This window comes from Flaviaestuariibacter amylovorans (assembly GCF_039541815.1).
Taxonomy (GTDB): domain Bacteria; phylum Bacteroidota; class Bacteroidia; order Chitinophagales; family Chitinophagaceae; genus Flavisolibacter; species Flavisolibacter amylovorans.
This window is the reverse complement of the sequence record NZ_BAABGY010000007.1, coordinates 372415-390519: the sequence shown is the minus strand read 5'-3', so window position 1 is coordinate 390519 and position 18105 is coordinate 372415. Positions and strand designations below refer to the sequence as shown.

16 protein-coding genes are annotated in these 18105 nt (G+C 59.4%); 7 read left to right on the top strand and 9 right to left on the bottom strand.

Going from position 1 to position 18105, the window contains the following annotated elements; translation table 11 throughout:
• Positions 1-30 precede the first annotated feature (30 nt).
• The 5 genes from ppk1 to amaB all read left to right on the top strand — a co-directional run bounded on the left by ppk1 (position 31) and on the right by amaB (position 7743).
• A complete protein-coding gene (gene ppk1 / locus ABD937_RS10175; RefSeq protein ID WP_345255527.1) occupies positions 31-2157 on the top strand; it encodes a polyphosphate kinase 1 in 2127 nt (708 codons plus the stop codon).
• Positions 2138-3037 (top strand): Ppx/GppA phosphatase family protein, encoded by a 900-nt coding sequence (locus ABD937_RS10170; protein ID WP_345255526.1) that lies wholly within the window; start codon positions 2138-2140, stop codon positions 3035-3037. Before ppk1 ends, ABD937_RS10170 begins: the two co-directional genes overlap by 20 nt.
• A 136-nt stretch (positions 3038-3173) precedes the next feature.
• Entirely contained in the window at positions 3174-3989 is an 816-nt protein-coding gene (panB, locus tag ABD937_RS10165) for a 3-methyl-2-oxobutanoate hydroxymethyltransferase (protein WP_345255524.1), read from the top strand.
• A 283-nt stretch (positions 3990-4272) separates the two neighbouring features.
• Positions 4273-6201, top strand: coding sequence for a TonB-dependent receptor plug domain-containing protein (locus tag ABD937_RS10160; protein ID WP_345255522.1), 1929 nt, complete (start codon positions 4273-4275; stop codon positions 6199-6201).
• 12 nt (positions 6202-6213) lie between these two features.
• The gene (gene amaB / locus ABD937_RS10155) at positions 6214-7743 is read left to right on the top strand and encodes an L-piperidine-6-carboxylate dehydrogenase (protein WP_345255521.1); all 1530 of its coding nucleotides are present in this window, start codon (positions 6214-6216) and stop codon (positions 7741-7743) included.
• Between the two features lie 237 nt (positions 7744-7980).
• Here amaB and ABD937_RS10150 read toward each other — a convergent pair whose 3' ends face one another.
• The 4 genes from ABD937_RS10150 to ABD937_RS10135 form a co-directional block, all read right to left on the bottom strand.
• Positions 7981-8160: a hypothetical protein gene (locus ABD937_RS10150; RefSeq protein WP_345255520.1), complete on the bottom strand. Its 180-nt coding sequence runs from the start codon at positions 8158-8160 to the stop codon at positions 7981-7983.
• A gap of 91 nt (positions 8161-8251) precedes the next feature.
• Positions 8252-8695 carry a VOC family protein gene (locus tag ABD937_RS10145; RefSeq protein WP_345255518.1) on the bottom strand — a complete coding sequence of 148 codons (444 nt, stop codon included), beginning with the start codon at positions 8693-8695 and terminating at the stop codon, positions 8252-8254.
• A 91-nt stretch (positions 8696-8786) separates the two neighbouring features.
• Positions 8787-9818: an alpha/beta fold hydrolase gene (locus ABD937_RS10140; RefSeq protein WP_345255517.1), complete on the bottom strand. Its 1032-nt coding sequence runs from the start codon at positions 9816-9818 to the stop codon at positions 8787-8789.
• A 102-nt stretch (positions 9819-9920) separates the two neighbouring features.
• Positions 9921-11186: a toxin-antitoxin system YwqK family antitoxin gene (locus tag ABD937_RS10135; protein ID WP_345255516.1), complete on the bottom strand. Its 1266-nt coding sequence runs from the start codon at positions 11184-11186 to the stop codon at positions 9921-9923.
• A 139-nt stretch (positions 11187-11325) separates the two neighbouring features.
• On the opposite strand from ABD937_RS10135, the gene ABD937_RS10130 reads away from it, so the two are divergent.
• Positions 11326-11589, top strand: coding sequence for a DUF5654 family protein (locus ABD937_RS10130; protein WP_345255514.1), 264 nt, complete (start codon positions 11326-11328; stop codon positions 11587-11589).
• Between the two features lie 87 nt (positions 11590-11676).
• Here ABD937_RS10130 and ABD937_RS10125 read toward each other — a convergent pair whose 3' ends face one another.
• The 5 genes from ABD937_RS10125 to ABD937_RS10105 all read right to left on the bottom strand — a co-directional run bounded on the left by ABD937_RS10125 (position 11677) and on the right by ABD937_RS10105 (position 17437).
• The gene (locus ABD937_RS10125) at positions 11677-13875 is read right to left on the bottom strand and encodes a B12-binding domain-containing radical SAM protein (RefSeq protein WP_345255513.1); all 2199 of its coding nucleotides are present in this window, start codon (positions 13873-13875) and stop codon (positions 11677-11679) included.
• A gap of 232 nt (positions 13876-14107) precedes the next feature.
• Positions 14108-14842, bottom strand: coding sequence for a pseudouridine synthase (locus tag ABD937_RS10120; protein ID WP_345255511.1), 735 nt, complete (start codon positions 14840-14842; stop codon positions 14108-14110).
• A 29-nt stretch (positions 14843-14871) separates the two neighbouring features.
• Entirely contained in the window at positions 14872-15399 is a 528-nt protein-coding gene (locus ABD937_RS10115) for a hypothetical protein (RefSeq protein ID WP_345255509.1), read from the bottom strand.
• Positions 15400-15470: 71 nt separating this feature from the next.
• A complete protein-coding gene (locus ABD937_RS10110) occupies positions 15471-16868 on the bottom strand; it encodes a serine hydrolase domain-containing protein (RefSeq protein WP_345255507.1) in 1398 nt (465 codons plus the stop codon).
• Positions 16869-16936: 68 nt separating this feature from the next.
• Positions 16937-17437 carry a DinB family protein gene (locus ABD937_RS10105; protein ID WP_345255506.1) on the bottom strand — a complete coding sequence of 167 codons (501 nt, stop codon included), beginning with the start codon at positions 17435-17437 and terminating at the stop codon, positions 16937-16939.
• A gap of 142 nt (positions 17438-17579) precedes the next feature.
• Between ABD937_RS10105 and ABD937_RS10100 the strand changes: the two genes are divergently transcribed.
• On the top strand, positions 17580-17891 hold the full coding sequence (locus tag ABD937_RS10100; protein ID WP_345255505.1) for a hypothetical protein: 312 nt from the start codon (positions 17580-17582) through the stop codon (positions 17889-17891).
• Positions 17892-18105 lie beyond the last annotated feature (214 nt).

Here is an 18105-nt window from a genome sequence, read left to right as displayed (position 1 = left end):
CCAACCGGCCTCAAACCATAGACCTCAAGCATGGCCATACCCAAAAAACGCATCATACCACGCGACATCAGCTGGCTTTCCTTCAACGGCAGGGTGCTCCAGGAAGCTGCCGACCCTTCCGTGTCGCTTTCTTCGCGCATCCGCTTTCTCGGCATTTTCTCCAACAATCTCGACGAGTTCTTCCGCGTACGCGTCGCTACGCTGAAGCGCATGATCCAGTTCGGCGCCAAGGCTAAAATGCACCTCGAGCAAAACCCGGAAGGCATCCTCGAGGAGATCCAGATGACGGTGCTCAACCAGCAAAGCGAATTCAACCGCATCTGGGACGGCATCCTGCGCGAAATGCGGGAGCAAAAGGTGTTCCTCGTTACCGAAAAGGACCTGAACGCAGAGCAGCGAAGCTTTGTGGAGGACTACTACGACAACGAGGTGAGTCCGAACGTCATCCCGCTCATGATCGAGAGCATCCCCGACTTCCCGTTCCTGCGCGACAAGTCGATCTACCTGGGCGTGGTGATGTCGAAGCAGGAGAGCGCGTTGAAACGCAAGTATGCCCTCATCGAGGTGCCGAAGCGCTTCAACGACCGCTTTATCCTCCTTCCCTCTCCGGATGGCGAGCAGCACATCATCCTGCTCGAGGACATCATCCGCTTCAACCTGCCGACCATCTTCTCCTACTTCGGGTACGACAACTACCAGTCGAACGTGTTCAAGGTGACGCGCGATGCCGAGATCGACATGGACGCCGACGTATCCACGACGCTGATCCAGAAGATCGAGAAAGGACTCAAGAACCGCCGTAAGGGCAAGCCCGTTCGCTTTGTGTACGACAAGGAAATGGACCCGGGCCTGCTCGAATACCTCATTCGCCGCATGAACCTCACGAAGCGCGACAACCTCATTCCCGGCGGGCGCATCCACAACTTCCGGCACTTTATGGAGTTCCCGTTCCAGGTGCTGAAGGACCAGGGTGCGCGCCGGAAGCCCTTCGACCACCCGCTCCTGCTCGAGCGCCGCATTACCGACGTGGTGCTGGAGCGCGATATCCTGCTCAACTTCCCCTATCACTCCTACAGCCCGGTGATCGACCTGCTGCGCGAATCGGCCATCGACCCTGACGTGACCGCGATCAAGATCACCTGCTACCGGCTGGCGAGGAACTCCAAAGTGATCAACGCCCTCATCAATGCCGTGCGCAACGGCAAGCAGGTGACGGTGATGCTGGAGCTGCGCGCCCGCTTCGACGAGGAGGCCAACCTCGAATGGAAGGAGCGCCTCGAAGACGAAGGCGTGAAAGTGCTCATCGGTATTCCGAATATGAAGGTGCATGCGAAAGTGTGCCTCATCCGCAAGCGCCTCCACGACCGTGTGATCCACTACGGCTTCGTAAGCACCGGCAACCTGAACGAAAGCACGTCGAAGGTGTATGCCGACCACTGCCTCCTCACATCGAACCGGGCCATCATGTCGGACGTAAACCGGCTCTTTAACTATATCGAGCATTATAAGACCGGCACCCACTTCCTGAAAGCCTGCAGTACGCTGATCCCGAGCCCGGTGTTCGCGCGCCGCGAGATCCTGCGGATGATCGACAACGAGGTAAAGAATGCGCGTAAGGGAAAGCCGGCGATGCTTATGGGCAAAATGAACTCGCTATCCGACGAGGAGATCATCGAAGCCCTCTACCATGCAGCCCGGGAAGGCGTGGAGATCAAGCTGATCATCCGCGGCATCTTCTGCATGTTCTCCGAAAGCGAGCGCTTTCAGAAGCCGGTAACGGCCATCTCGATAGTAGATGAATACCTGGAGCATGCGAGGGTCTGGATCTTCCACAACGGCGGCAAGGAGAAGATCTTCATTTCCTCGGCCGACTGGATGACCCGCAACCTGGACCACCGCGTGGAAGCGACCTGCCCCATCCTCGACGAGCGCCTGAAGCAGGAGCTCAAGGACATCATCAACATCCAGTTGCAGGACAATATCAAGGCACGGGTTCTCGACAACAACCTGATTAACGAGTATGTAAGAGCTGATCACCAGCCGCCGATCCGCTCGCAGGTGGAGATCTACAATTACCTGCAGAACAAGAAGGAGCCTGAAGACAGCCATATCGATCAACCTCAAAAGGAAACAGACAGTGAGACTGGCAGCAATTGACATAGGTAGTAACGCCGGGCGCCTGCTCATCAACGATGTGCTGCGCGGACCGAATGCAACGGTAGATTTTATCAAGATGGCCCTCATCCGCGTGCCCTTGCGTCTTGGCTTCGACGTGTTCGAGACCGGGCGCATCTCTCCGCAACGCGAAGAGATGATGGTCAAGACCCTTCAGTCGTACCGACTGCTGATGGAGGTCTACGGCGTGCAGCAATACAAGGCGGCAGCTACCTCCGCGATGCGCGGCGCGGCGAATGCGCAGGAAGTGCTCGAGCGCGTGGAGCGGGAGACCGGCATCCGCATCGACGTCATTGACGGTAACGAGGAGGCGCGGCTGCTGCACGAAAGCCACGAGGCGGAGAAGTTGAGCAGCCAGGACTCTTACCTGTACATCAACGTGGGCGGCGGCTCCACGGAGCTCACCTTTTTTTCCGAGGGCAAGCTGCAGTTCAACGAATCCTTCGACATCGGGACGATCCGCCTGCTGAAAGACCAGGTGGGCAAACCCGACTGGGAGAAAATGAAGGACTTCATCAAAGACCGGACGCGCGGCCTCCACGTCACCTGCATCGGCTCGGGCGGTAACATCAACAAGATCTTCTCGCTCTCCAAGAAAAAAGAGGGCAAGCCGCTCAACCTCGAGCAGCTCCGCAACTATTACAAGGAATTCAGCTCGCTTTCGCTCCGGCAACGCATGCAGCTGTACAAGCTTCGCGAAGACCGCGCCGACGTGATCGTGCCGGCGCTGCTGATCTACATCAACGTGATGCGCTGGGTAGCTGCCGAAGACATCTTCGTACCCAAGATGGGTGTTGCCGACGGCCTGATCCACAGCTTGTTCGAAGAACTCACCAAGCACGAGCCGGAGAAGTGGGTATAACGAATGTGCTAATGGGGTAATGTGCTAATGGGGTAATACATTTTCAGAGGGCTTGGCCCATTCGTTCTTTTATCCGTTTAGCACATTAGCAAATTATCTCATTAGCACATTAATTAACTTGCCCGAAATTTCTGCTATGAGCGCTGCCGCCGAGGTGAAACGCATCACCACCGCCACCCTGCAAAAGATGAAGGCCAAGGGCCAGAAGATCTCGATGCTGACGGCGTACGACTACTCCTTTGCCCGTATCATCGACGCGGCCGGCATCGATGTGCTGCTCGTAGGCGACTCTGCCTCCAACGTGATGGCAGGCCACGAAACCACGCTGCCGATCACGCTTGACCACATGATCTACCATGCGCAGTCGGTGGTACGCGGCGCCCCGCGCTGCCTCATCGTGGTAGACCTGCCCTTCGGCTCCTACCAGGGCAACGGCGACATTGCGCTCGCTTCGGCCATCCGCATCATGAAGGAGACCGGCGCGCATGCGATCAAGGTGGAAGGCGGAGAAGAGATCATCGACTCCGTGAAGCGCATCATATCCGCCGGCATCCCCATCATGGCGCACCTCGGGCTCACGCCGCAGTCGATCTACAAGTTCGGCTCCTACAACGTGCGGGCGAAAGAAGAAGCGGAGGCCAACAAGCTCAAGGCCGACGCGCTGCTGCTCCAGGAAGCCGGCTGCTTTGCGCTCGTGCTGGAGAAGATCCCCGCGGCCCTCGCGCAGGAAGTAACCCAAAGCCTTTCCATCCCCACCATCGGCATCGGCGCCGGCCGCTTCTGCGACGGACAGGTGCTGGTGATGCACGATATGCTGGGCATCAACACCGAATTCCGACCGCGCTTTCTCCGGCAATACCTCAACCTGCACGAGCAGATCACGGGAGCGGTAAAGCAATACATCGATGATGTGAAGGAAGGCGGCTTCCCGACGGATGCGGAGTCGTATTAAGGCACCAGAGGTAAAGAAGAGTTTTTCTACCGCTAAGAAAAGAAGGAGCCAAGGTATTCGCTAAGAACAGGGTCGCGCTGACGCGCGACTTTTTTTTACCGGGGTTCGTCAGCGTTTTCTTCTCCTGTTGTTTCTTGTTGAAGGAAAACCGATCGATAGCTGGTGTCAGCCCAACAACGAAACGCATTCGTCGGACCTTGTCGGTAGTCAACGATGGAACATCGAACAGGAACGTGCCTGCGTAGCCCGATGCGCCTATATTTGCGGCGCTTAAACCACCATCATGCACACCCGTATTTCAGCCACCGCCGCCGCGCTGCTTTCAGCGATCGCCGCCGGTGCGCAGACACAACCCACTGAGATCCAACTCGATCCGGTAACGGTCACCTCCGGCCTGGCGCCAATAAACGCTTCGCGCAGCGGCCGTAACATCCTGGTCATCCCCGGCTCCGCCTTCCACAAACTGCCCGTCAGCTCTATCGACGAGCTCCTGCGCTATGTACCCGGCATCGAGATCCAGGCCCGTGGACCGATGGGTGCGCAAAGCGACATCGTGATGCGCGGCGGTACCTTTCAGCAGGTGCTGGTGCTGATCGACGGCGTGCGCGTCAACGACCCGTTCTCCGGCCACTTCACCACTTATTTCCCGGTGGCGCCAGCCGAGATCGAGCGCATCGAAGTGCTGAAGGGCGCCTCATCGGCACTCTACGGATCCGAGGCGGTGGGCGGTGTGGTGCACATCATCACGAAGTCCTTTGCCGCACGCGCCGGCACCGCGCAGAAGGGCGGCAGCGCGCAGGTATCCGCAGGCTCCTACGGGCTCCGCAACGCGCAGGCGGGGGGCATCTACAGCAACGGCCGCAGCACCATCGGCGGCGGCGTGCTGAGCAACAATGCCGACGGTGTGCAGCAGCGGGGCATCAAAGGCTATTTCCACGCGCATACGGCTTCGCTTTCGGCCGGCCACTTCTTCCGCAATGGCCTCCGCCTCGCGGTGCGCAGCAGCTACGACGAGCGCGACTTTGCGGCACAGAACTACTACACCACCTTTGCCAGCGACACCTCGCGCGAGCGCGTGCGCACCGCCTGGAACCAGTTGGCGCTCTCCTACGAAAAAGGCCGCAACCGCTGGTCGCTCGAAGGCGGCTACCGCCATACCAACGACCGGTTCCTGTTCAACAGCGCTTCGGTGGCCAACCAGAACAAAAGCGGTCTCTGGCAGCTGCTGGCGCGTAACGAGCACCGTTGCTCCGACGCGTGGATCCTAAACAGCGGCATCCAGTATTTCCGCCGCAGCATCCGCTCCAACGACCGGGGCAACCACGTAGAAAGCCAGGTGGCCGGCATCGCCACCTTGCAATATATTTCTGTGGACGGCTTCAGTGTAACGCCGGCGCTGCGCCTCGACTGGCAGGAGCGACGCGGCACCGAGCTGGTGCCCCAGCTGGCACTCTCCTACCGGACCAACGGATTGCAACTCCGTGCCTCGGGCGGCAAAACGATCCGGGATGCGGACTTCACGGAGCGCTACAACAACTACAACAAGGTACTCGTGACGAGCGGGCGCATCGGCAATCCCGCGCTTTCGTCCGAGCGCTCCTGGGCCTGGGAAGCCGGCGCGGATTATTTCCTGGCCAAGGGCTTCCGCGTGTCGGCAACCTTCTTCCAGCGCTTCCACGACGGGCTCATCGACTATGTGCCGACGCCCTACGCGCAGATGCCGCGCCGCGACAACCTTTCGCCCACCGGCACTTACGCACTCGCCCGCAACGTGGCGAAAGTGAACATCACCGGCGCCGAGCTCGACCTGCAGTACCGGCACACCTTTACCGGCACGCGCCGCGAGCTGATGGCCTCCGCAGGCCTCACCTGGGCGCAGGCCGAGAGCCCCAACGGCGCAAAGGGCTTCTACCTGAACTCGTTTGCAAAGTACCTCCTCAGCGGACAGCTCGCCTACAGCACACCACGCGTGGTGCTCGGGCTGACGGGGCTCTACAAGCAGCGGGCGGCCGCGCAAAGCGCTCCGGCCATCAAGGCGGAGCTCTCGAAAGACTATTTTGTGCTGAACGGAAAAGCCCAGTTCTTTGTGCTGCCCGAGAAGCTCGGTGTATTTGTACAGGCCGACAACCTGTTCGACCGCTTGTACAGCGACCTGCTCGGTGCCCCGATGCCCGGTCGTTGGTGGCAGTTCGGCGCGCACTTCAAATTTTAAAAAACGATTGTCATGCAGGATATTTTAGCCGCACTCGGCATCAAAGCCTCTAACGGCGGTGCGAGCACCGGCACCCAGTGGATCGCAGCCGGCGGCCGGGAGCTCCCCTCCTTCTCCCCCGTTGATGGAAAAGAGATCGCAAAGGTTACGCTGGCCGACGAAGCCGCCTACGAGGCGGTGATCGCCAAAGCCCAGGAAGCGTTCCTGGAATGGCGGATGTGGCCTTCCCCGAAGCGCGGCGAGATCGTGCGCCAGGTGGGCGAGGCGCTGCGTAAATACAAAGAACCACTCGGTCAGCTTGTTTCGTACGAGATGGGCAAGAGCCTGCAGGAAGGCTACGGCGAGGTGCAGGAGATGATCGATATCTGCGACTTCGCGGTCGGTCTTTCGCGGCAGCTGCATGGCCTTACGATGCACAGCGAGCGCCCCGGCCACCGCATGTACGAGCAGTGGCACCCGCTTGGCATTGTGGGCATCATCTCGGCCTTCAACTTCCCGGTGGCCGTGTGGAGCTGGAATACGATGCTAGCTTGGGCCTGCGGCGATGTTTGCGTCTGGAAGCCGTCGGAAAAGACGCCGCTTTGCGCCGTTGCCTGCCAGAACATCATCGCCGAAGTATTCGCCGCCAACAACGTACCCGAAGGGGTGTGCGGACTCGTGATCGGCGAAGCCAACATCGGCGAGAAGATGGCCCACGACGGCCGCGTGCCGCTCGTATCGGCCACGGGCTCCACCCGCATGGGTAAGTCGGTAGGAGCTGCCGTAGGCGCCCGCCTCGGCCGCTCGCTGCTGGAGCTGGGTGGCAACAACGCCATTATCATTTCGAAAGATGCCGACCTCGACATCGCGATCGTAGGGTGCGTATTCGGAGCCGTGGGCACGGCCGGACAGCGCTGCACCACCACCCGCCGCCTCATCATCCACGAAGACATCTACGACTCCTTCCGCGACAAGCTCGTGGCGGCATACAAACAACTGCGTATCGGCAACCCGCTCGATCCCAACAGCCATGTGGGCCCGCTGATCGACAAAGGCGCCGTGGAGCAATACCTGCAGGCCATCGAGAAATGCAAAGCCGAGGGCGGCAACTTCCTCGTTGAAGGCGGCGTGCTCGAGGGCGCCGGCTATGAGAGCGGCTGCTACGTGAAGCCCTGCGTGGCCGAGGCGCAACCGAATTTTTCCATCGTTCAGCACGAGACCTTCGCGCCGATCCTGTACCTGATGAAATACAAGACCCTCGACGAGGCCATCGCCATCCAGAACGGTGTGCCGCAGGGCCTTTCGTCGTCCATCATGACGCTGAACCTGCGCGAGGCGGAAACTTTCCTTTCATCGGCCGGATCCGACTGCGGCATTGCCAACGTCAACATCGGCACTTCGGGTGCGGAGATCGGCGGGGCCTTCGGTGGCGAGAAGGAAACCGGCGGCGGCCGCGAAAGCGGCTCCGATGCCTGGCGCGTCTATATGCGCCGGCAAACGAATACCATCAACTACAGCACCGCCCTCCCGCTCGCCCAGGGGATCCAGTTCAACCTGGAGTAGAAACGTTTATTCGTTTACTGGTTTATTAGTCTATTAGTAAGAGGCCGCCTGTGGGCGGCCTTTCTTTTATAATACGGATAGCCTTTACTGGACGAACGTTACCACCCATATGAGTGGGAACTGAATCGGCGAATAGAGTAGCGCTTTTGAAATTGATGCATCGCGAAAAGCTGTAGTACGTCCCGAACAGAAACGCCCCTACCGATAAACCAGTAAACTAATAAAACAATAAACACCTCACTTCGCCAGCTTCTCCTTGATAAAGTAAAAGAAGATGAGCCAGGCGATGCCCTTTAGGAGGAAAAAGAGGAAACCGATCCAGCCGATGCGCTTCAGCCAGGTCCTGAATTTAGATTTCGGACGCGGGGCGGGATCTTGCAGATCCAGGTCATCGTTCGGCGGATGCGGGGCGCTCATCGCGGCGTAAGTTACAGTGCTTTCCGGAATCCGGGGTACCCAGGAGGGCAAAAGAAAAGCGGCCGGAGCCGCTTTAAGAATGATCGCATCGTTACAACTGCGCTGCCGTGCCGGCGCCGCTTTCCTGCATCATGGCCTGCAGGGCTGCCTCGTCCATAAAGGCGATCTCCCATTGGTGGCCATCGGGGTCGGCAAAGCTGTGGGCGTACATCCAGCCATGGTCCATCGGGTCGGCATAGCGGCTGCCGCCGGCCTCGAGTGCGCGCTGCACCATCGTATCCACCGCTTCCCGGCTTTCGGCGTCGAGGCAGAGCAATACTTCGGTGCTTTGCGTGGCGTCGGAGATCTTTTTCTTCGTGAAATCGGCAAAGCGCTCGTGGGTCAGCAGCATGGCGTAGATGTTGTCGCCCAGTACCAGGCAGGCGGCCTCGTGGTTGGTGAACTGCGGGTTGAACGAAAAGCCCAGGTGGGTAAAGAAGTCGATTGATTTCTGGAGGTCCCGCACCGGGAGGTTGACGAAGATCTTGGTTGCCATAAAATTTGTTTTTGCTGGTACAAACCTAACCGATCCTGCCGGAAGCCCCCGCCCCTGCCTGCGTCAAAGAAAGGGGTGATTGCGACAGGCCTCAGCGGCCGTCCACCCAGCGAAGCGCCGCCCCGATCACCTCGGCACTGCGGCGGACCCGGCGCTCCTTACCGTCGACGAGCACGTACTGGTTGAAGTGGTGGTCGTAGTTGGGATACACCTTGTAGGTCAGGTTCTTTTTGCCCAGGCGGAAAAACTCGAGCTGTACGTAGTCGGTGCTCAGCACGTCGCCATTGTCGTCGCGCGAGCCGATGGCGATGTACACCGGGATGCAGAGCCGTGTGTAGCTCTCGATCGGCGGCAGCGCGGCAAACGAGGCCCAGCGCTTGTAGGTGAGGCCATACCACGAGGTATCAGTGCGCTGCGGGGCAGCAAAGAGCCCGCGGTACACGGCAAACAGCGAGTCGACGATCCGCTCCGATTCCTCGTAGGTAATATGTCCCTGTCGGGCCTGTTGCCTTGCCTTGATGAGGGGTGTGTAAAGCTGGTTGAGACCGGACCCGCAGATGTTGATGCAATGCGTGACCCGCTGGTTGAGCACAGCCACCCGGGGTGCCACCTGTCCGCCTTCCGAATTGCCCATCACCACCACTTTCTTCGGATCGTGTGGCACGCGCTTCAACAGATCGTTCAGGATCGACGTGGCGTTGCCGGCCCGCCATTCGAGGCTGAGGTGTTCGTTGTATGCGGGCGGACAAGGGCCGCTTTCGAAGCCGCGGAGGGAGTCGTAGCTGGAAACCCGGATCGTATCGGAAAGCGGGAGGCCCGGCTTTGGAAACAGCACTACGTGGTAGTGTTGCGCCAGCGAATCGATGTCGAGGAGCACAAACCGGTGCTCGATGCAGCAGTTCTGCCCGTCGTCATACAGCCGGAACAGCGGAAAGCAGCCAGACCCTTCGAGGTAGAGCAGCACCGGCTTCCGCTCGGTGAGCCCGCGGGTGCTCACGTAGTAATTTATCTTGCCGTACCTGGCGTCGCGGAACGAGAATTCACTCAGCCCGAAGCCGACCTTTTTCTGTGCGGCTAGCGCGGACGAGAGCAATAACAGGAAGTACAGCAGGAAGCGGCTCATGACAGTATTTATGATGCGGCTAAGATACCGGCTCCGGCTCCCTTCACCTACCGGGTCCGGATGAAGGCGTAAAAACGGCCGATCGGCTGTGGCTCCGCACCGTTACCGCAGACCGGAATAGTTTCGGCGCAGGTACTTTTTGATCTTCTTCTTGTCCGCTTCGAGCCGCTGTATCGTTTGCTCTTTCGTCAGCGAGGAGAAGATCAGGTCCACATCCACATGGTCGCGGAGGTTGGCAGTAAAATAGTCGCGGAGGTTGACGACGTAGAAGTGGATCTTGTGATAAGCCTCGAGTGCAATGTTGCCTTCCGACGGCATTTCGATCTTCCGGAATTTGTTCATCAGGAAATGAAGCAGCCGCACTTCCGAGCTGTCGGTATGTTCCGATTGGATCGAAATGTCTTCCGGGAACCCGGCCGGCCCGATCTTGAATTCGATCGTGCCCTTGATATCACGCTCACGGTATCCGAAGGCCGGCGACAGGGCGTCAAGCAGCCTCAGCATGGTGTTGAACGAACTGTCGAATGTCTTTTTAGGGATGTGGATGCGTGCGGTACGGCCCTCGATCAGGTAGTTGAGCAGCGCCGTTTGCGTGGAATCGCCTTCCAGTGCAAAGAAGGCGTCGTACTGCATCTGCTCCGTCACGCGCAGGTGATCCGAAACAAAAGAGACAGGATAAGAATTCTGCGAATTACGGGTATAGTCTGTTTTGAACGAGCTCCATTTAAAGCCGCCGTCCTTTGCATAGCCTTCACCGAAATCGCCGTACTTCAAGTGCTTCGACCCGTTCATGTGGTCGTACTGCCAGTTCTTTTGCCGCATCCCTTTGTCGAAGCTGCCCCGGATGCGGAAGTAGAACCCGGATCTGGTGTATGGATGGCTGGACCATTCGAAATCGCCCACCCCGTTCTCCAGGGTCGCTTTGCCGGTGCTGTCGCGGTAGGTGATGAACTGGAACGACTGCTCGCCTGACGGGAAGTAGATCGAGGCGCGCTCCTTGCCGTTGGGGTAGTACCATTTCCAGATACCGTGTATGGTGTCGCGCTCAAAGGAGCCCTCGTTGAGCAGGGTCCCTTTGTAATTGTAGAACCGGAAGGGGCCCTCCTTGCGACCGGCTTCCGAATAGTTTCCTTCCATGAGTAGGTGATGGTCCATCGTGTAATCCTTCACCGGCCCGTAAAAGAACCAGTTGTCGGTTGTTCCCGCCAGCACGCCTGCCCGGTAGAACGAGGCGACCGGTTTTTCACAGATCTGCCAACGGGCGTTGTAGTACACCGTGTCGGTGATCTTGTACACTGTTTGCGCACCCGCTTGCAGGGCGGCAAGCGCGAAGAGCAGGAAGAGTGTTTGGCGGGCAGAGGCAGGCATGTTCGTTCTGGTTTGCCCGGAAGTTCCGTTTTCTTTCACATTCCACCAAACCGCAGTTCCGTAGAAACCCGGTTCCCCGGCACCGGCCGCAGGAGAAGCGTTGAATTCAGGCAATGCCTTATTTTCCCAAAAAAAAGACATGGCAAAACAAACAACCCGCATGGTGCTGCAATCGATGATCGCTCTGTCCAGCGCTGCGCTCGGCCTCGTGGCGGCGCTCGCCTGGAACGACGCCATCAAGGAAACGATCAAGCGCCTCCTCGGCGGCGACGAGAGCCTTGCCTCCAAGTATACCTATGCCATACTGGCCACTTTCATCGCGGTGCTGGTAGTGGTGTCGCTTGCGCGCTTGGCCGCCCGGCTGGGTGGAGAAGCCGCGATCAGCCGCGAGGCAGAAGGGTGATGGCGCACAGTTTCCCATGCGGCAAAACATATTTGGATAACGGCAGGAAGTGTTCCCGCTTTGGGAAAGTGGACATTCGAACCCCGGTCAGACGCGCAGGAGGCCCGCTTTATAGAGCGTGTTTACCGGCTTGTTGTCCCAGAACAGCTCGAAGTCCTCGAGCCCGGCCGCCTCGTAATCCGCTTTCACGGCGGTGTAGGTGAGGCCTTTGGGCACATCGACCCCGATGCGCGGCAGCAGCCCTGCCAGCCAGTTACCGGCGGCAGGCTCCACACTGACCGACAGCTCCGAGCGCTGGGTGGCGAAGGTCAGCGTACACACCTCCCATTGCGCCCCTTTTTTCGACTTCATGTAGGTTTCCACCCGGGGCGTCTTGCCCAGCCACAGCACGCGCTGGTTGCCGGAACCCGGCGTAAGTTCCGGCTCCTCGATCGCCTTCCGGATATGGTCGGGAGCGATCGTCGTGCGGGGCACCTTGAAGTCGAACCATTTGTGGAGCGGGTAATCGAAGCAGGCGCCGTGCATGTAGTTAAGCAGCGCCTTCTTGAGCCCGTATCCGAAGGCGGCATGGTCGGCGCCGGTAGGATCTTCGTGCTCGATGTCGTTGTTGGCGAAGGTGCCGACGGCCTCCGACACTTTCCGCACCTTGTATTTCTCCGGGTCGAGCCCGACGGGACTGTGGGCCGTCATCGTAAACAGGTGCCAGAAGGCCGACTGCAGTACGCCGGTCTCGAACAGCTGGCGCACCAGCTCGAGGGAGTCGATCGTCTCCTGCTCGGTCTGGGTCGGGAAGCCGTACATCAGGTAGGCGTGCACCATGATGCCCGCCTCGCTGAAATGCTTGCATACGCGGGCCACCTGCGCCACGGTAATGCCCTTGTCGATCAGCTGCAGGAGGCGGTCGGAGGCCACTTCGAGCCCGCCGCTCACCGCGATGCAGCCCGCTGCCTTCAGGAGGAGACACAGGTCGCGGGTGAAGCTTTTTTCGAAGCGCACATTGGCCCACCAGGTCACCACGAGCCGGCGGCGCAGGATCTCGATCGCCAGGGCCTTCATGAGCGCCGGCGGCGCGGCCTCGTCTACGAAGTGGAAGCCATTCTGGCCGGTCTGCGCCATGAGCTCCTCCATGCGGTCGGCAAGCAGGGAAGCGGTGATCGGCTCGTAGTTGCGGATATAGTCGAGCGAGATATCGCAGAAGGTGCATTTGCCCCAGTAGCAGCCATGCGCCATCGTGAGCTTGTTCCAGCGGCCGTCGCTCCAGAGGCTGTGCATCGGGTTCATCACCTCGATGGCGGAGATGTATTGATCCAGGTAAAAATCACTGTAGTCGGGCGTGCCCACCTGCCCCTGCCGGTAGTCGGTGCAGGCCGTGTTGTTGATATAGGACACGGCGCCGTCCACGAGGGTAAAGGTGCGCTTGAGCCCGTCAATACCGATGTGTCCGTTGACATGCGCGATGAGCTGCTCGATGGGCGCTTCACCGTCGTCGAGCGTGATGAAGTCGTAAAACTCGAACACCCGCGGATCGCTGAGCGAGCGCAGCTCGGTGTTGGCGAAGCCGCCGCCCATCACCACCTTCACGCCCGGGTAGTGCGCGCGGATATACTGGCCGCAGCGGAGCGAGGTGTACAGGTTGCCCGGAAAAGGTACCGAGAGCGCTACCAGCCCCGGCTCCACCCGCGTCATCTTTTCCTGCAGGATGCTGATGAGTATCCGGTCGACATAAGTATACGGACCCTGCAGCGCCGCATAAAGCTCGTCGAAGGAGTTGGCCGAGCGCCCCAGGCTCTCGGCATACCGGCTGAACCCGAAATGCGGATCCACGGCCTCCTTCACGAGGTCGCTGAGGTCCTCGAGATAGAGGGTTGCCAGGTGCTTGGCGAGGTCCTGCGTACCCATCGAGCCGAAAGCCCAGGTGAGGTCGTCGAGCTGTGCGAAGCGGCCGGCTTCGGGCAGGAAAGTGCGGCGGGCGATGCGGTGGGCGAGCGTCGGTAGCCCGCCCTGCAGAAAGCGGATCACGTCGTCGATCGAATCAATATAATCGTCCTTGAGCGCGCGGATCCGTTCCGTGTTGGCAGAATAGGTGTTGCCGAGTTCATCGATATGGGCAAACAGCGCCTGCAGTCCCTTCTTGCAAAACAGCGCCAGCGTCACCTCGATCCCCAGGTCGGCCTGCACGGAGGCGATGCCTTTCGTGTTGAGGAAGCCCTTCAGGTAGGCAGTAGCCGGGTAGGGCGTATTGAGCTGGGTGAACGGCGGGGTGATCAGTAATACAGGCGCTTGCAAATCGGCGATTTAAGCCGCAAAAATACCGCTTGGGCGGGAGAACTCTGGGTGGGGGAAGCCTAAGGGGAAGTCAAAATTCAAAAGTCAAAATTCAAAAATTGGTTGGAACAGTTTCTACTGACGCGACATAGCCCTCGGTTGGAGCGCAAAAATTTGAAGGACTGGTCCGTTTACAGACCAGTTTTTTGATTTTGACTTTTGACTTGTCTAAAAGAAGAGACCTCCCGGTTAATTACTCTCCCATCCCCTCCCCGTCGTCGGTCTTGCTGCTGTCTTTCAGCATTGCCTGGATCGCTTCGATCTCGGCCGGGGTAAAGAGGCGCCACTTGCCGGGTGCGAGTCCGGCCAGTGTGATGTTCATGATGCGGATGCGCTTCAGCGAGCTCACGCGGTGGCCGAGCGCTTCGCACATGCGGCGGATCTGCCGGTTGAGGCCCTGCGTCAGGATGATCCGGAAGCGGTTGGGACCTTCCTGCTTCACGAAGCAGGGCTTCGTTTTGCCGCCCTGGATGCGTACGCCCTCGCGCATCGCCTTTACGAAGTCGAGACCGAAGGGCTCGTCGGTGGTCACGATGTATTCCTTCTCGTGGTTGTTACCGGACCGAAGGATCTTGTTGACGATATCGCCATCGTTGGTGAGAAAGATCAGACCCTCCGAAAGCTTGTCGAGCCGCCCGATCGGGAAGATGCGCTGCTTGTAGCCGATGTAGTCGATGATGTTGCTGCGGTCTTTGAGATCGGTGGTGCAGGTAACGCCTTTCGGCTTGTTGAGCATCAGGTACACCGGCGCCTTGCGTTTCGGTAGCGGCTCGCCGTCTACCAGCACCTTGTCGCCGGGTTTTACGCGCGAGCCTTTCCAGGCGAGCTCGCCGTTGATCGTCACGCGTGCGTCCTCGATGTAGCGGTCGGCCTCGCGGCGGCTGCAAAATCCCGATTCGGAGATATACTTGTTCAGGCTCGTTTCCATCCGCTGCGAAAATACCGCTTATCGGCGCGCTAAAACATCACTTCCTCCAGTACCGCCGTATCCGCCGGCCAATTGATATACCGCACCCGGTTCTGGTCTTGCCCGACCAGCTCGTAGGCGGGCAGCTGGAAATAGCGCCCGAATGTCCAGCCGATCGCATAAGGTTGCCCTTCCACGATGAAGTTTCTTGAATAAGCGAGCGGCGAGAACACTTTCGTGGGAAAGCTTACCCGCACTTTGAAGCGACGGCCAAGGGATGCGAGGTCGATCGGATTGCGGTTCGGAAGGGTGCGTTCAAACCGTAATGTGTCACCCGGCGGCACATTGTACTTCCAGTTCCTGTTAAAATATTCCAGGTTTTCGTCAGTTCCCACCCAGATCATGTCCGGGTGAGCCACATCGTCGGCAAGTGCCATCACCGGGAGCGTTTGGTTGCTGCTATTGATGAGCCGGTATTCGAGTTTGCCGTTATCGATCGGCGGCACTACGGCTTCGGTGGTGCGCTTGCAGGCGGCTACCAAAAAGAGGGGCAGGATGGCAAGAGTGGCATTTCTCATGGTGCAGGTTGAGCAGGTAAGAAGAACCGTAATTTTCTTTGAAACGAATGGCTTCCGGGGAAAGTTACAGCTTAGGGACCGTTTTTGGGAAAGGCTGCGAGTACATTTTTAAGGAAGGTATTTTCGTCGATCGGGTGCTGCCCCATGCGCACCACGATGACCTTGCGCGAAAGGATCACATAAAGTCCCTGCCCACCAAAGCCCTTCGCATAGAACAGGTCGGGCGGCGCATCCGGAAAATGGCGCTCGCCCGGCTTGTCCTCCTTCGTTCCGTTGAGCCAGAACTGACAGCCGTAGCGCTTGTTCGGATCAGCCGGCCCGGGTTGGATCGAAGCGGCCACCCAGTCGTCCGGCAGCAACTGCTCCCCGTTCCAGCGCCCGTTGTTCGCGTACAGCAGCCCGAAGCGCGCGAAGTCGCGGGGCGTGGCATAGCTGTACGAGGAGCCGATATAGGTGCCCGAGGCGTCGGGCTCGAGCAGCGCCGAATACATGCCGATACGGTGAAACAGTGCGCGGTACGGGAAGGCTGCATAGTCCTGCTCCCCGACCGTGTGGCGGATGATGCGGCTCAGGATATTACTGTTGCCGCTCGAATAATAAAAACGCGATCCCGGCGCTTCACGCAGCGGTCGCCTCGCCGTAAAGGCCGCCATGTCGTCGCTGCGGAACAGCATGTTGGTGACTTCACAAGGCTTGCTGTAATCCTCCTCGAAATCGAGCCCCGTAGATTGCTGCAGCAGGTGCCGGAGCGTGATCTTTTCCTTGTCGGTGCCTTTCCATTCGGGCACGGGTGCGGGTGCATCCAGGCGAAGGCGCCCCCCCTTCACGAGCACGCCGATCAACGCGCCCGTCAGGCTTTTCGACATCGACCAGCCGATCTGCACCTGCTCCTTCGTGACGCCTTCGGCATAGCGCTCGCCCACGATCTGCCCGTCGTACAACACCAGGAAGGCACGCGTTAGCGCGGGTTTGCCTTCGGAAGAAGTAGCCGACAGGGCACCGTCAATGGCCGCCTGCAGCCGCTGCGCATTCACAGCCGTAGGAATACTGTCGGCTACCCGCTCTCCCAACGGCCAGGGAAGGCTGTCGGCGCGCGGTGGCGCGGAGGGCAGCATAAAACGCTGCGCGCGGACCGCGCTTTCGGGGAGGTCGTTGAGCAGGGTGCAGCCGAGGCCTTTGCGGTAGATCGCCTTGTGGCGGGCAAAGCCCCACACCGACGCCGACACCGACGAATCCCGCAGATCTACGGTATAGGAGGCCATGGAAAAAGGGAAGCCCGACAGGTCCTCACGCTCGATGGCGGCGGGATCGCGGTGCTGCAGGAACACGGCCGAGGCCATGTTCTTGGCAAAGTATCCGCTGATGATGGGGAAGGCGCGCCAGGCATAGACCGTGCCGCCGACGAGGGCAAGCAACAGCAATACAGAGAGGACGCGGAAGATGGTTTTGCGACGGGAGCGTATGGCCATGGGCACTAATGTACGATCCTTAAAGCGGGATTACCCAGGTTACCTGCTGCCGGCAGTGCGGGCGACCGTCAGGAATCCGATTGTACCGCGGCAGCCGGCCCGGCCTGCAGCACGGTCATCTTTTTGAGCAATGATACCTGGCCCAGGTGGTAATGCGTATGCTCAACGATGCCGGCGAGGTTGCGGTACCAGCTGCCGTATTTACCGTCCAGGAAGGGTGCTTCCAGCTGTGCGTCATCCAGCTGTTCCATCGCCTGGGCAAAGGCATCCGCTTCGGACAGCGCCCGGTCTACCAGCGCTTCCCAGTCGGCTGCGCAGGTGATCACGGGTGGTCCGAAACTCAGTTTGTCGCTGGCTTCCAGGGCGCCTCCCCGCAGCACGCGGAGCACGGCGCCCACATAGTAATTCATATGAAATACGAGTACCGCGATGCTGTTCAGGCCGGGCATTGGCGTTACGGCCTGCTGCCAGCTTACGCCTTCCAGCGTGTCCTTCAGGTTGACCGAGGTCCAGTTGCCACCAAAATGGACGGCGCGGAAATGGGCGGCGAGTTCTTTACTGATCGACATGCCCGAAAGTTACCTTCTTTGCCGGTTTGTTACAACTATCACAGCTCACGGGTACGCGGAGCCGTTTCCGGGGCCTGGCCCGGATTTTTCAACGATCACGCGCGTGCACCAACTACCTTTACAACACTCTCAAAACCGCCCGATGAAAGAGATCCAGGACCAGCTCCGCGAACTGTTCGACCGTATTCCCCGCCGGCATACCACCGACAACGTAAAGGAGATCAACAGCATTCTTGACGCGTACGAGGACCTGCTCACGCAGCTCGAGGCCGATGCCCGATACGAGCAGCAGGTAGCGCACTACTTCGAGGCGCTCGACCCGATCCGCACCGGCGTCAAGAAATCGAACGACGGAAAGCTCTCGAAAAAGGGCAAGGACGACCAGTTTGATGAGGCATCCGGCGCCCTCAAGGACACGATGGAGGAGCTGATGGCCCTCCTGGAAAACGCATGAGCCGCTTCGCCCTCGATCCGCCTCCCACTTCCCCGGCAGGCAAGCCCTTCTATTGCGCGACAAGCCATCCTTGCGGCCGCGCCTTTTTACACGGCCACGTCCGGAGCATTCGCTGTTGATGATGCCACAAGGCCTGGCCGTTGGCACGCCGATCCGTCCAAATAGGGCGTAGGTGGTGGCCCGGCCATACACGCGAATTGCTTTTTCGTCGGAA

Bases quoted from the DNA above. Each gene is read 5' to 3' on its own strand.
- ppk1 (WP_345255527.1), top strand. From the start codon at position 31: ATGGCCATACCCAAAAAACGCATCATACCACGCGACATCAGCTGGCTT.
- panB (WP_345255524.1), top strand. From the start codon at position 3,174: ATGAGCGCTGCCGCCGAGGTGAAACGCATCACCACCGCCACCCTGCAA.
- ABD937_RS10160 (WP_345255522.1), top strand. From the start codon at position 4,273: ATGCACACCCGTATTTCAGCCACCGCCGCCGCGCTGCTTTCAGCGATC.
- amaB (WP_345255521.1), top strand. From the start codon at position 6,214: ATGCAGGATATTTTAGCCGCACTCGGCATCAAAGCCTCTAACGGCGGT.
- ABD937_RS10150 (WP_345255520.1), bottom strand. From the start codon at position 8,160: ATGAGCGCCCCGCATCCGCCGAACGATGACCTGGATCTGCAAGATCCC.
- ABD937_RS10145 (WP_345255518.1), bottom strand. From the start codon at position 8,695: ATGGCAACCAAGATCTTCGTCAACCTCCCGGTGCGGGACCTCCAGAAA.
- ABD937_RS10140 (WP_345255517.1), bottom strand. From the start codon at position 9,818: ATGAGCCGCTTCCTGCTGTACTTCCTGTTATTGCTCTCGTCCGCGCTA.
- ABD937_RS10135 (WP_345255516.1), bottom strand. From the start codon at position 11,186: ATGCCTGCCTCTGCCCGCCAAACACTCTTCCTGCTCTTCGCGCTTGCC.
- ABD937_RS10130 (WP_345255514.1), top strand. From the start codon at position 11,326: ATGGCAAAACAAACAACCCGCATGGTGCTGCAATCGATGATCGCTCTG.
- ABD937_RS10120 (WP_345255511.1), bottom strand. From the start codon at position 14,842: ATGGAAACGAGCCTGAACAAGTATATCTCCGAATCGGGATTTTGCAGC.
- ABD937_RS10115 (WP_345255509.1), bottom strand. From the start codon at position 15,399: ATGAGAAATGCCACTCTTGCCATCCTGCCCCTCTTTTTGGTAGCCGCC.
- ABD937_RS10110 (WP_345255507.1), bottom strand. From the start codon at position 16,868: ATGGCCATACGCTCCCGTCGCAAAACCATCTTCCGCGTCCTCTCTGTA.
- ABD937_RS10105 (WP_345255506.1), bottom strand. From the start codon at position 17,437: ATGTCGATCAGTAAAGAACTCGCCGCCCATTTCCGCGCCGTCCATTTT.
- ABD937_RS10100 (WP_345255505.1), top strand. From the start codon at position 17,580: ATGAAAGAGATCCAGGACCAGCTCCGCGAACTGTTCGACCGTATTCCC.